Annotated in this window: 10 protein-coding genes; 6 read left to right on the forward strand and 4 right to left on the reverse strand. The window is 39.4% G+C overall.

All coding sequences use genetic code 11. The features are described 5' to 3' along the window. Position 1: 1 nt before the first annotated feature. Positions 2-1,132, forward strand: a complete 1,131-nt coding sequence (locus G9H60_RS07730; RefSeq protein WP_262899987.1) for an FG-GAP repeat domain-containing protein — start codon at positions 2-4, stop codon at positions 1,130-1,132. A 13-nt stretch (positions 1,133-1,145) separates the two neighbouring features. Here G9H60_RS07730 and G9H60_RS07735 read toward each other — a convergent pair whose 3' ends face one another. Both G9H60_RS07735 and G9H60_RS07740 read right to left on the reverse strand, forming a co-directional pair. Beyond that, the gene (locus G9H60_RS07735; protein ID WP_223143481.1) at positions 1,146-1,553 is read right to left on the reverse strand and encodes a GNAT family N-acetyltransferase; all 408 of its coding nucleotides are present in this window, start codon (positions 1,551-1,553) and stop codon (positions 1,146-1,148) included. Between the two features lie 5 nt (positions 1,554-1,558). Further along, positions 1,559-3,652, reverse strand: a complete 2,094-nt coding sequence (locus tag G9H60_RS07740) for an outer membrane protein assembly factor BamB family protein (RefSeq protein WP_223143482.1) — start codon at positions 3,650-3,652, stop codon at positions 1,559-1,561. Positions 3,653-3,860: 208 nt separating this feature from the next. Here G9H60_RS07740 and G9H60_RS07745 point away from each other — a divergent pair, with 208 nt between their 5' ends. The 5 genes from G9H60_RS07745 (at position 3,861) to G9H60_RS07765 (ending at position 8,752) form a co-directional block, all read left to right on the forward strand. Beyond that, positions 3,861-4,193 (forward strand): type II toxin-antitoxin system RelE/ParE family toxin, encoded by a 333-nt coding sequence (locus G9H60_RS07745; protein ID WP_317197228.1) that lies wholly within the window; start codon positions 3,861-3,863, stop codon positions 4,191-4,193. Between the two features lie 22 nt (positions 4,194-4,215). Continuing rightward, a complete protein-coding gene (locus tag G9H60_RS07750; protein ID WP_223143484.1) occupies positions 4,216-5,310 on the forward strand; it encodes an ImmA/IrrE family metallo-endopeptidase in 1,095 nt (364 codons plus the stop codon). A gap of 280 nt (positions 5,311-5,590) precedes the next feature. Further along, on the forward strand, positions 5,591-5,920 hold the full coding sequence (locus G9H60_RS07755; RefSeq protein ID WP_223143485.1) for a nucleotide pyrophosphohydrolase: 330 nt from the start codon (positions 5,591-5,593) through the stop codon (positions 5,918-5,920). Then, the gene (locus tag G9H60_RS07760; protein WP_223143486.1) at positions 5,917-8,103 is read left to right on the forward strand and encodes a DNA/RNA helicase domain-containing protein; all 2,187 of its coding nucleotides are present in this window, start codon (positions 5,917-5,919) and stop codon (positions 8,101-8,103) included. Before G9H60_RS07755 ends, G9H60_RS07760 begins: the two co-directional genes overlap by 4 nt. Positions 8,104-8,221: 118 nt before the next feature. Then, on the forward strand, positions 8,222-8,752 hold the full coding sequence (locus G9H60_RS07765) for a DinB family protein (protein WP_223143487.1): 531 nt from the start codon (positions 8,222-8,224) through the stop codon (positions 8,750-8,752). A 52-nt stretch (positions 8,753-8,804) separates the two neighbouring features. Here G9H60_RS07765 and G9H60_RS07770 read toward each other — a convergent pair whose 3' ends face one another. Further along, positions 8,805-9,257, reverse strand: a complete 453-nt coding sequence (locus tag G9H60_RS07770) for an SRPBCC domain-containing protein (protein ID WP_262899981.1) — start codon at positions 9,255-9,257, stop codon at positions 8,805-8,807. Between the two features lie 89 nt (positions 9,258-9,346). Next, on the reverse strand, positions 9,347-12,964 hold the full coding sequence (locus tag G9H60_RS07775; protein ID WP_223143488.1) for an alpha-L-rhamnosidase: 3,618 nt from the start codon (positions 12,962-12,964) through the stop codon (positions 9,347-9,349). Positions 12,965-13,679: the final 715 nt, after the last annotated feature.

The following is a 13,679-nucleotide window of genomic DNA, read 5'->3' on the forward strand; positions in this document are numbered from 1 at the left end:
CATGCTGGCCTTTCAGTCGCAGCCACCGTCCGACTTTAAAAAAACAAAAATAACGGGAGATTTTATTTCGGAGGGAGTAGCCGCTGGCGACTTAAATAAAGATGGGAAAATAGACATTATTGCGGGATATTATTGGTTTGAAGCTCCTTATTGGGTAAAACATGAAATGGCTCCATCCAGAACTTTTGATCCTAGAAAAGAGTATTCTGAATCCTTTCTAAACCTGTGTTTGGATGTCAATTTAGACGGTTGGAATGATGTCGTGATTATTGATTTCCCAGGTAAAGCTGGATTTTGGTTTGAAAATCCCAAAAATAAAAGCGAGCAGTGGACCAAACACATCATTGCCCAAGGAATGGGTATCAGCAATGAATCTCCGGGTTTTATTGATGTGGATCAAGATGGTCGATTGGATATTTTATGTGGAGATAAAGACAAAAAACAAATTGTTTGGCTTCAAGCGCCCACTCAAAAAGGGGAAACTGAATGGCAAAGGCATGCTTTAAGTCAAGAAAAAGTACCGGGAACAGAAAGTTTCTCGCATGGGATAGGCATGGGAGATATCAACATGGATGGAATTCCTGATGTGGTCATTCGCGAAGGCTGGTTTGAGGGTAAAAAAGATGTAAAATCAGGAGATTGGACTTTTCATCCGACCAATCTAGGAGAAGTCTGCTCGCACATGCAAGTGATGGATGTCAATGGAGATGGCAAAAACGACGTAGTTAGCGCATCGGCACATGCTTTGGGAGTTTGGTGGCATGAGCAAGTGAACCAACATGGAGAGATTAGCTTTAAAACTCACTTGATGAGTACACGGACGGCCCAAACCCATGCATCAATTATGGCCGATTTAAATGGAGATGGCAAAAAAGAATACATTACGGGTAAACGCTTTTTAGCCCACCACGGTAGGGATGCTGGAGATAGTGACCCAGCTATGTTATTCTATTTTGATTTCAATGAAAAAGATACTAGTTCATTTTGGAAAGAGCATTTGATTGATCAGGATTCTGGAGCAGGATTAAATATTACAGTGATGGATGTCAATAAAGACAAGAAACCAGACATCATTATTTCCAATAAAAATGGCGTGTTTTTGTTCGAAAATCAACTCAAAAAAAGGCGGTAAATTTGGAAGAAATTTAAGACATACTTTTCTCCATTTTCACATATTCGATGCCATTTTTCAGGAATGCTTCACCTACTTTTTTCATACCAAATTTCTCATAAAATTTGGCTTTGGAAACTCGCGCGTGGCACCAAATTAGCTGGATATCAGATTGGTTACATTGTTCAAAAACATGCTTCAATAAATTAGAACCGTAGCCTTTGCCTTGTTCCGATTCTAGCGTGGCAAATTTCCGGAATTGCATGGATTGATTCTCCTGAAAAAGCGAAATAACGGACTTCAATTGACCATCATCGATTAGCCCTAAATGAATCGCCACATCATCGCCTGGAACTTTGACAAAATCCAAGTCTTTATCTGGCCACATGACCTGTTGACGAATCAATAATACCTGTTGGATAGGAATTTCTTGAATTTGCATGAAACTTAATTTAAGGAAAAAGCGAGGTAGTGGTCACCCGACTTGGTTTTCAACTTGCCACCTCCACAGGCTATGACCACAAATTCTTTCCCATCTACTGCATACACGGAGGGCGAAGCATAACCTGCCGCAGGTAATTTATAACGCCATAATTCTTCCCCTGTTGCCCGATCAAATGCCCTAAAATACTCATCTTTAGTAGCCGCAATAAATACCAAGCCACCGGCAGTTACGGCGGGGCCACCATAATTATCCGTCCCTGTTCTTGGGATTCCTTGGGCCATCAGCTCTGGATATTCCCCTAAAGGCACTTGCCACAGCCTTTTTCCTGAATGCATATTGATAGCGGTCAGGGTTCCCCAAGGTGGACGACTTACCGGATACCCATTTGAATCAAACCAACGGTTATAGCCCGTCATCAAATAATCGGAAATAGACAAATTACTAGAGCCTTTTACGGCCACATTTTCTCCTTGGAGAAAAGACCAAATCGCCTCTTTTTGTTCCTGACTAATATGCTGCAAGGAAGGCATTCTTCCTCTTCCTTGATTCAATAATTCCAAAAAGCTTTTGAGCTTATATTTCTTTTGGACCTGCAACAAAGAAGGCACTGATCCATCTTCACTCCCTTGTCTATTGGGTCCATGACAGCTCATGCAATGTTGCTCATACACCACACTGGCGGTGGTCATTTTTAGACTTTTGGAATTGGGAATCAAAGACGTATACACCGGATTTTCTTTGGCAGGAATGTACATTACTTGGTGCTCGTCTACAGCTGCTCCACCCCATTGTGCACCCCCATCAGTTCCTGGAAAAAAGATGGTTCTTTCCTTACCTACTGGTATATACGCATGGCCAGCTTTTGACATGGAGAATTCCTTTTTAATCACCTCTGGATTAGACACCTCAGGATTAATGTCCTTTTCGAAAAAACTTTGTCGCGTAAATGGCTCTGGCCAAGTGGGGATAGGTTGCGTTTTAGAAGCCAATTCACCAAGAACATCGGAAGCAGGAAAAGGAGTTTCCACAATAGAGAAAATAGGCTTACCAGTGACCCGATCAAACACAAACATAAAGCCTTGCTTGCTTAGGACAGAAACAACATCTTTCTTTTCTCCGTGAATGTTGATGCTAAACAAATTGGGAGGCGCAGGAATATCCCGATCCCATATGTCGTGGTGTACCGTCTGAAAATGCCAAAGCCTTTTTCCAGTGGTAGCATCCAAAGCCAGCAGGCAATTGGCAAATAGATTGTCGCCCTTTCTATTTCCCCCATAAAAATCAAAGGCCGCGGAACCTGTAGGCGCATAAACAATGCCTCGTTTTTCATCCAATGCCATCCCCATCCAGCTATTAGCGCCACCAAGGTTTTTATAATTGTATTTCTCCCAAGAATCATATCCAAATTGCCCCGGTCTGGGAATGGTTTGAAAAGTCCACAATAATTTTCCAGAAATGGCATCATAGCCCCGGATATCGCCCAGCAGAGCTGTAGCGGATTCAGAAACTCGAGTACCCACGATTAGGATATTCTTAAAAATGGTCACAGGTGTATTTAAGGAGACATATTCATCTGAGCCTTCTCGTTGGATACCGGGCAATAAATTGACTTTACCCTCTTGACCAAAGCTAGGAATGACTTTGCCCGTTTTGGCATCTAAGGCGAATAAATAGGCTCCATAACCAAAAAAGATGCGTGATTTTTTGCCGCTGGACCAATAGCTTAGGCCTCGACTGGTGGTGCTGTTGGTTTTAATCTTGATGTTGGTTTTCCAAAGTTCCACGCCTGATTTAGCATCCAGCGCAAAAGCCTGGGTATTGGCAGAAACACCGTATAAAATCCCATTGATGATGATGGGATTGCATTGCATTTGGGTCCCATTGGTAAGGGTATCCGCCCCGCCCGCATCGTAATCCCAAGCTAGGGATAATTGATTTACATTGGAGGTATTGATTTGTTTTAAAGGAGAAAAATGATTGCGATGATTACCCCCATGATACGCTGGCCAATCCACCCGCATCCGATTTTGCCAAGAGGCAAACCCCAGCAAGATTCCTAGGATGGATATCCCCAACATGAGCTGCAGCTTTTTCATGGGTTTGGATTTTGTCAAATGTAAGGGTTTCGGTGGGAAAATGGATAGGTATGCTTTAAGATGTTGTAAAATTTGAGTAGCTAGGGGTTTATTTTTAATTGCACATAATGGGAGAACTACCATTTTTGTCGACCTAATTTTCCAAAGAAGTTAAAAAATAATAAATATTTATCATTAACCTTTTTCGTTAATAATTTTTATATTTGCGGTGGAGATCAATTACAAAAGCAGAAAACTTGAAAAGCAATTAACCGACCCACGAGAGATGTCAAAATCCTTTGGGCTGTTGGCTCGCACAATCAATCAAAGGCTTAAAGACCTCAGCGCTGCGGAAAATTTAGCAATGATGCGAACCCTGCCTGCTGCTAGATGCCACGAGCTGGCGGGAGACCGAAAAGGAGAATTAGCCGTGAGTGTTTCTACTAATTACCGATTGATATTTGAGCCAAATCATGAACCCATCCCGAAAAAAGAGGGAGGAGGTTTAGACTGGGAAAAGGTTACCAAAATTCGGATTATGGAAATTGAGGACTACCACTAAAACAAATAAGAAAAGAATTAACATGGCAACAGCACTCGAAATAGCCAAATCATTACTTTCCCCTCCTGGTGATACGATTCAGGAACATATTGATTTCATAGGCATGAGCCAAGCTGAACTGGCCGAAAGAATGGGAAGACCCAAGGAAAAAATCAATGATGTCATCAAAGGAAGAGAGCCCATTTCTAATTCCACAGCCTTTCAATTGGAAAAAGTGCTGGGCATAGCGGCTAGTTTTTGGCTTACCAGAGAAAATACCTACCGACAAGAACTATACGAATTACAACAAAGAGAAGAACTAGAAAAAGAAATTGATTGGCTGGATGCATTTCCAATCGATGAAATGCGAAAATTGGGATGGTTACCCAACACGAAAGAGAAGCATCTGGTGGTGGACAAGCTTTTGAAATTTTTTAGTGTCGCATCAGCTGAGGAATGGAAGCGGATTTATTTAGATAAACAGGTTTCTGTTGCTTTCAAAATATCATTAGCACACACCCAAAGTCCTCATGCTATTTCAGCCTGGTTACGCCAAGGTGAATTACAAGCCAAGGAATTAGACATAGCCGAGTTTGATAAAAAGAAATTCAAAGAAGCAATGACCGAAATGAAAGAGTTAGCTTTTTTGATGCCTGAAGATTTTACACAAACATTACAAAATATGTGTGCTACCTGTGGCGTGGCGCTAGTGTTTACTGAAAATTTACCTAAAGCTCCCATCAGTGGAGCTTCACGCTGGTTTCACAACAAACCCATCATTCAAATGGCGGATAGGTTTAAAACCGACGACCATTTTTGGTTTACCTTTTTCCACGAAGCAGCACACATTATTTTACATGGCAAAAAGGATATTTTCTTAGAGAATGTGGCAGGAACAGAAATGGAACAAGATAAGGAAGAGGAAGCCAATGCCTTTGCTGCTAAACTTTTATTGGCAGAAAATGAACTACAACAAATTATTGATGCAGCTCCATTGGATGAAGATATGATATATGCCTTTGCCAATAAATTCAGAACGCCAACAGGTGTGATCATTGGTAGGTTGCAACATGTAGGGCTCATTCCTTTTCATGTGGGTAATGGGTTGAGGCACAAAATTGATTTGTTTAATTCATAAATTTAGTATTGGATATCAAAAGTAGGATAGCACATGCAAATTAAGGGGGATTGCTCTAAGATAAGACTGTTCGTTAAACTTCGATAATTCTCAAATACACATATCTAATTTAAACTAAACAAGGAACTTCGATTTATCCTCTCAATTTTCTATCTTCAAAAAATACTAGGACTCTAATCTGTTTAAAAGATTAACATTAGCCATGGTATAATTTGTCAAACTATTGTAGAGGAAATAGTGAATATAAATTTACCTTGTCAATGCATAAACATAAATTGTAATGAAAGAAAGCGAAGAAATTATACAAGCACTTTTGAAGTTCAGAAATGAAAGAGATTGGGAGCAATTTCATAATCCTAAAGATTTAGCCCTAGCAATTACCATAGAATCGTCTGAACTTTTAGAGTTATTTCTTTGGAAGAAAGCAGAAGATGCAAATACTGATAAAGTAAAAGAAGAATTAGCTGATATTTTTTCATTTGCCTTTTTACTTGCTGAAAAATATGGTTTCGATGTTAAGGAAATTGTTTTAGACAAAATCAAAACAAATGGGAAAAAATATCCAGTGGAAAAAGCAAAAGGTTCTGCTAAAAAATATACCGAGTTATGAGTATGAATAACGTTTTTGAAGTAAAGCGATATGATTTCAATTCAAACTTGTTTAATGAGTTTCAAAATCTTCATTATGCTAAAGATCTTTGGCCAATTGTTTATATCCTAAGTGATGGGGTAATAAAAGAAGCATATGTAGGTGAGACAACTGATACATACGCTCGAATGAACAGCCACTTGAAAAGCAATGCCAAAAATAAACTTTCCTCTGTTCATCTGATTACTAGTGAAAAATTCAATAAATCGGCAACCCTTGATATTGAATCTAATCTTATTAAATACATTTCTGGTGATGGTCAATATAAGTTAATCAATGGAAATGTTGGCTTAGCAAATCATAATTATTATCAAAAGAAAGAAGTTTATTGGGATATTTTTAAATCAATCTGGGACAAATTAAGAGCAGAAGGCGTTTCAAAGCATTCCATTGATTACATTGACAACTCTGACTTATTTAAATACTCTCCATACAAAACTTTAACTTCTGAGCAAAGAAGTGGATTGTTAGTCATATTAAATAATCTACTAAATGATGGATATAAGAATTTCATTGTAGAAGGCGGAGCTGGGACAGGTAAAACGATACTAGCGATATTTTTATTCAAATTACTGAATACTAATAATGTTGATTTTAATTTCAAAGAATTCGGTGAAGATGAGTCCGAATTTGTAGATCTAATCAAAAATTTAAAAAACAAATACCCTAGCCCTAAAATGGCATTAGTAGTGCCAATGTCTTCATTTCGAAATACTCTTAAAAAAGTATTTAAAAATATCAAAGGCTTAAACTCAAATATGGTTATTGGGCCTGCAGAAATTGCAAAGGAAAAATATGACATTGTTGTCGTAGATGAATCTCATCGTCTAAGAAGACGCGTTAATTTGGGTGCATATTTCGGAGCTTTTGATATTGTTTGTGAAAAGTTAAATCTTGACAGATATACCTGCAGCGAGCTTGATTGGATTCTTTTACAATCTAGTAAATCCATATTGTTCTATGATGAAAATCAATCTATAAAACCTTCCGATGTAAAAAAGGAAGATTTTGATTTAATTAAGCTTAAAAAGGATACAAAAGTTGAATCCCTAAAATCCCAATTTAGAGTAAAAGGAGGTAATGATTATGTACAATATATAGACAACATTTTGAATTGTTCTATCCCTGCTCAATCTGAAATATTCAATTCCAAAGAATATGAGTTTGTTCTTTTCGACACCATTGCGGATTTGGTATCACAAATTAAACTAAGGGAATCAGAGAATGGGCTATCTCGGTTGATTGCAGGATTTTCGTGGCCATGGATTTCTAAAAATGACAAGTCTTTATACGACATAAAAATTGAAGGGGAAGAATTACAATGGAATAGAGTAGCAGACGATTGGATAAATTCCCCAAATGCAATTAATGAAGTGGGTTGTATTCACACAACACAAGCCTATGATCTAAATTATGCAGGAGTAATTTTCGGAAATGAAATTACATATGACAAGACAAAAGATGAGATTGTCATTGTAAAGGAAAATTATTTTGATAGAAATGGCAGTGTTGGTATCTCTGATATAAAAGACTTAAAAGCCTTTATAATAAATATTTACAAAACAGTGATGCTAAGAGGTATAAAAGGTACCTATGTATATGTATGTGATAAAAATTTGAGAGAATACTTTTCAAAACATATTACAAATTTCAAGACAGAGAAACATGATTTAATAATTCCAAAACCGGAGGTATTACCTTATGTGAATTCCGTTCCAATTTATGATTTAAAAGTAGCGGCTGGAAACTTTAGTGAATTACAAACAGTATCTGATTGCGATTGGGTGGAAATACCATCTAGATATAAACCATCTCAGGATTTATTTGCATGTACCGTAACAGGAGAATCAATGAACAAGGTTATTCCTAACGGTTCTATTTGTCTATTTAGAAAGTACTCTGGTGGTTCAAGAAATGGACAAATAGTTTTAGTAGAACATTCTAATATTCAAGATCCTGACTTTGGCTCTCGTTATACTATTAAAGAATATAGAAGTAAAAAGACAACAATTGATGACCAATGGAGTCATGAGGCTATTATTTTAAAACCTCTTTCATATGATTCAGCATATAATGACCTCATAATTGAACCTGACGAATTAAGTGAATTAAAAGTTATTGGAATTTTTGAATGTGTGTTATAGAAAAACACTATCACCAAAAGCTAGTAAGTAGAGAATTATCATCCACAATATTCCCCCAATTCCTTTGAAATTTGACTAATTATTGGAAAATTGACGATTCAACCAACCTAAAAAAATCATGAAACGTTCTCGTTTATTCTTATCGCTCTTATTTGTATTAGGCCTATGCCAAATGGCTGTGGCTCAATCGTCTGTTGATGCTATGGTCAAAGATTGGGAAAGATCTAAAGCTTATACCAAAGAATACCTAGATGCTATGCCTGAATCAGGTTATGCCCTAAAACCCACTCCTGAAATGCGTTCTTTCGCCGAACAAATGTTGCACCTAACCGATGCCAATTACAGCTTCGCATCGGCTGCATCTGGGGAAAAAAGTCCTATTGCCATGGGCGCTTCGGAAAAAGCAACTGACAAATCAAAAGCTAATGTGACCAAATTGGTCATGGATGGCTACGATTTTGTCATCAATTCGGTTAAAAAAATGACTGCCGCTCAAATGGCTGAATCGGTGAAAATGTTCGGAAGATTCGACATGACCAAAGAAGCGGCCATCGCGAAATGCCTAGAGCATCAAGCACACCACAGAGGCCAAACTACCGTGTATATCCGTTTGGCAGGGGCAAAACCTCCACAAGAGAAATTATTCTAGTCAAATCCTTTGACTCATAGAAAAGGCAACCTCTAAGGTTGCCTTTCTTGTTTTATGCAGATAGCTGTTCCACGTACTTTTTGAAATTATCCAAAATCATTTGCCAACCCATCTGTTGCATCTCTTCAGGATTTTGGTTTTCCGGCTCAAAAGACTCTTTGACCCTTACACTTTCTCCCTCTGTAATAAACTGTACGCTTACTCGGCGCCCATCTCCTAAGGTAATTTCTAGGTTTTTCAAGGGATCAATTTGAGTAAATGTGCCCCAAAAGTCAAAGCTGAATGAACCATCTTTAGCAGCCATCATATAATGAAATTCCTTTCCCTCTTCCAAGGTATTGTGAGCCTCTGGACAATGCCAATCATCACTGGCAAAATTCCAATGCTTCACATGCTCGGCTTGGGTCCAACAATCCCATACTTGCTGAATGCTTGCTTGTATGTGGGCTGTAACTTGTATTTGTGTCATATCTGAATGTATATCTGTCGTGAAATTATCAATCATTTTGATTTTATCCTTCCCTCTCCTCCTTTTCCCCTAAAAAAAAGGCGATCCTTGCGAATCGCCCTTGACTGATTAATGGCGGGGTATTTTTACTTAAGCGGACTGACTTTGAACTCATATACACCTGAGTTTAATTCCATTTCCAAGAAATTTCCTTCTTGCTTAATGCCTGAAATTCCTTTGGATTTGGTAACATCTTGACCACCTTCTGTCACCTTCGCCGAACTAGCCGGAAGCTTCAGATGTGCTGTAGTATTGGCAGGAACTGTGAATTTATAGCTCATCACATTCCCTTCCTTTTTCCATTCACTACTCACTTTTCCATACATAGTTTCCACATAGCCTTTGGCAAAATTGATTTTACCCGATAAATCCGGTGTTGGCTGCAATTGGAAATGCTTAAATCCTGGTGAAGCTACATCGCGTTGAATCCCTAAGGAAGTTTGGTACATCCATGCCGCAATCGCCCCAAAAGAATAGTGATTGAAAGAGTTCATGCTATTATTTCCACCAAATCCATTTTCAATGGTATAAGAGTTTAATCTTTCCCAAATGGTCGTGGCGCCATTAGCCACCGAATACAACCATGAAGGATAGGTTTTCTGCGTTAATAATCCATAAGCCACATCATGCTGATTATTATTAGATAGTGCATCGGCGATAGAAGCCGTTCCAATAAATCCGGTCATTAAGGAATACGGAGGGCGCGCCACTCCTTCATCGTCTTTGTTGGATCTTTGAACTGTCTCCACCAAATGCTTCACGATGAACGGTTTGTTGTTATCATCAATCACTCCCAATGCCAAAGGAATGGCATAAGAAGCCTGCGTATCCATCAATTGTCCCTTGTCGGAAACAGGTGGCGTGGCAGGTGCTGCCGGTGCCGCACCTGGAGGGCCCATGCGGGCTGCTCTTACTCCCGATTTCACCGTTCTGTGGGTATTGGGGTCGATGTACACGCTATTGATTACTTTCTTCTTGTTTTCGTATTGAGCCAGATAAGCGCTTTCATCCGACTTATTTCCTAAAATACCTGCCACTTGCGACATGATTTTCAAGTTATATGCTTGATAAGTCATCCAGAATAGGGTATTGTCATTTTTGTTGTTTTCTGGACTCAACCAATCTCCTAGTGGTCCTTCATTGACAATGCCATTGGCTGGATCAACTTTCGTTTCCAAAAATGCAACATAGCGTTTCATGGCATCGTAATGTTCGATTAACATATTCTTATCTCCGTATTGTTGGTACGTCTCCCAAGGAATAATGATACCCGCACTCCCCCATAAAGTTCCACCAAAGCCTCCGCCCATAGGAGCAACGTCGGTAAAGCGGCCATCTGCCCGTTGCACATCACGCATTGCCAATAAATGACGGCGCATGAAATTATTCACTGGAGCCATATATGTGGCCGTTTTGGAAAACACATTGATATCCCCACTCCAACCCATTCTTTCATTTCTAGCTGGGGTATCAGTTGGAATAGAGAGGAAGTTTCCTCGCATGGACCACGTGATATTATTCCACAATTTATTCACCAAAGGATCAGAGCTTTCATAGTAGGAACCAATATCTTGAATGGAAGAAAGCACTAGACCAGCCACTTGGCTTAATGCAGGTGCTTGATCCAAACCTGTAATTTCTAGATATCGATACCCGTGAAAAGTAAATCGAGGCTGAATGTATTCATCCCCACCTTTTAAGATATAAACATCTTGTGCCAATGCTGCACGGATGTTTTCCAACATAATCATCCCTTTTTGTGAAGCATATTCCGCTAAATCTGGGTAAAGCACCTCGGCAAAACGCAAAGTAATGGTTTGACCCGCTTTTCCATTAGGAATGAATATTTTAGGAAAACCCACCATATTTTGACCCATATCGTAGACAAATACGCCTTTTCTTGGCTCATGCATGGACTTCGCTTGCATCACTTTTCTTACTTGAACGGCATCATCCAATTGACCCACCAAATGCATGCCAGCATAGTTTAAGGAATTAGGCACATCGCCTACATAGGCCGTTCCCTCTAAAGGAATTTTGGCGGCTGGTTTCCAACCTTTAGCTTGAAATGATGCAGTAGACCAACCCGCAATAGCGGCTTCCTTACGTGCATCATAGACTTCACCTTGGAAGAAACTTCCGTAACGAATTGGACCATCACTGTTATATGTCCATTTCTCTGGATTCGTGGTAATGATTTGCTCCGTACCATCGGTGTATTGAATCACTAATTTAGCCAATAGCGACTGGCGATCTCCAAAGAAGTTCCAACTATCACCACTGAAGGTAATATTACCACTCCACCAACCTTCACTTAACCAAGCACCCCAAGCATTTTCTCCTGATTTAATCTGTTTCGTTACGTCAAAAGTTTGGTACAAATGTGTTTTATTGTATTGCGTCAAACCCGGATTGAAAAAGTCTTTTCCTACTCGCTCACCATTGAGGTATAATTCATAAATACCCCGAGCAGTTGAATAAATACGTGCTTGTTTGATGGTTTTATTTGGCTCACTAGCAAATTGCGTGCGTAACATAGGAGCAGCAAATCTGCTTGGATTGGCACAAACCAATACATTTCCAGAAGAAGCTGTAATTTGGAATTGTTTTCCATCCCACTGAATAGCCCCTTGCGTAAATAGGCTTGGGTTTTCAGCGGCATCAAATAAGGTATTACTTGGGAAGCGGTAGTTTTTAATCAATACCCCTGAAAATAGGGCTTTTTGATTGGCTGGAACCTGAAAACCAATTTCGGATAACATTGGGAAACTGATAAAGTTATTTCCTCTTCCAACTGGATTCAAGTTAAGTCCTGATTGGCCTCCTCTGGGTGCAGCGGCAGCTCCAGCAGGTGCACCGTTTATTTTGTGCGCGGGGTCAACTTGGTCTAAATAAAAATCAAAAACGCCAAAATTACACTGAGCAAAAATAGTGTGTTTCTGATATTTGTTTGCAGGTGAAATGAGCGATTTAGCTATTTTAAAACTAGCGAAAACCTTGGATGGACTATCCTTTTTGTCGTAACCTACGCGATAAATATTTAAGAGGGCTAATCCTGAATCAGACTCCGCAACACGATTGATATCCAATTCCAATTGAATGTAAGAAGCATTTGGGCCACTAGCCACATCCATGATGTTTAAGTTTTTGTTTTGCAAACGAGGGTCATTGGCTCCAAAAACAAAAGATGCTTTGGTGGATTTAGATGCTTCATCCAACTGTATACCAAATTGGATTTTGTACATGGATAAATAATGTGAATAGAGCGGCAGGTCATTTTCGCCTATCCACTCAGCACCGTTCCAAGCTTGTGCGCTTGTATTTAATAATCCTGTTTCGAACCAGGAAGAAGCCGAAGTAATTTTATTTTGTTGATCCCAAACCTGAACGGCCCATTGGTATTTTTGGGAGGCTTGTAAAGCCAAACCATCGTAATTGATTCCTAAAGACAAGGAGGAATTTACTTTTTTACTATCCCACACCACTTGGTTTTTGGCATCACGAACAACAATCCGATATGCCTGTTGTTGATTTCCTCTAGATTTATCTTTGGACTGCATTTGCCAAGAAAATCGGGGATGTTGCTCATCCAAACCAATAGGTTGGGATTGATATTCCACTTTCAATTGTTGCAAGGAATTTTGAGCTTGCAGATTTACTATACTTAATAAGCACAGTAATACGTATAATACATGTTTTTTCATCAATAGGGACATTTTCATTCAATATGAAACCAAATTTTTAGTTGTGAAAGTTAATTCGATGAAAGCTAGGTTTTAAGCGATAAAATTATCCTTAGGTTGATAAGGATAGTGTGGCATTCATGGTGGCTTCGGGAGCCTCAAGGGTGTGGCTTCGAGAACCTCAGCCACTTGTATCATTGTTTCTAGTGACTCAGATATCTGTTTAATATAGATATTGCTATGACTATTATTAATTATTACTTTCCCCTACAATCTTGGTGGCAGAAGCTCAATTAGAACGAAGAATGAGCCATTCTCTCGAAGGTGGGGCTGAGGCTCTCGAAACAGCAATATTTTCATCCCTCTCCAATCATGGTGGCTGAGGCTCCCGAAACAACAGTATTTTCATTACACCTCTAATCATGGTGGCTGAGGTTCTCGAAACAGCCATATTTTCATCCCTCTCCAATCATGGTGGCTGAGGCTCCCGAAACAGCCATATTTTCATCCCTCTCCAATCATGATGGCTGAGGATCCCGAAACAACAGTATTTTCATTCCCTCTCCAATCATGGTGGCTGAGGCTCCCGAAACAACAGTATTTTCATTCCCTCTCCAATCATGGTGGCTGAGGCTCCCGAAACAGCCATATTTTCATCCCTCTCCAATCATGATGGCTGAGGATCCCGAAACAACAGTATTTTCATTCCCTCTCCAATCATGGTGGCTGAGGCTCC

It is taken from the genome of Aquirufa aurantiipilula (assembly GCF_019923745.1).
Lineage (GTDB): Bacteria > Bacteroidota > Bacteroidia > Cytophagales > Spirosomataceae > Aquirufa > Aquirufa aurantiipilula.

Coding starts and splice junctions, on each gene's coding strand:
- G9H60_RS07740 (WP_223143482.1), bottom strand. CDS start 3,652: ATGAAAAAGCTGCAGCTCATGTTGGGGATATCCATCCTAGGAATCTTG.
- G9H60_RS07775 (WP_223143488.1), bottom strand. CDS start 12,964: ATGAAAAAACATGTATTATACGTATTACTGTGCTTATTAAGTATAGTA.
- G9H60_RS07760 (WP_223143486.1), top strand. CDS start 5,917: ATGAGTATGAATAACGTTTTTGAAGTAAAGCGATATGATTTCAATTCA.
- G9H60_RS07730 (WP_262899987.1), top strand. CDS start 2: ATGCTGGCCTTTCAGTCGCAGCCACCGTCCGACTTTAAAAAAACAAAA.
- G9H60_RS07750 (WP_223143484.1), top strand. CDS start 4,216: ATGGCAACAGCACTCGAAATAGCCAAATCATTACTTTCCCCTCCTGGT.
- G9H60_RS07735 (WP_223143481.1), bottom strand. CDS start 1,553: ATGCAAATTCAAGAAATTCCTATCCAACAGGTATTATTGATTCGTCAA.
- G9H60_RS07755 (WP_223143485.1), top strand. CDS start 5,591: ATGAAAGAAAGCGAAGAAATTATACAAGCACTTTTGAAGTTCAGAAAT.
- G9H60_RS07765 (WP_223143487.1), top strand. CDS start 8,222: ATGAAACGTTCTCGTTTATTCTTATCGCTCTTATTTGTATTAGGCCTA.
- G9H60_RS07770 (WP_262899981.1), bottom strand. CDS start 9,257: ATGATTGATAATTTCACGACAGATATACATTCAGATATGACACAAATA.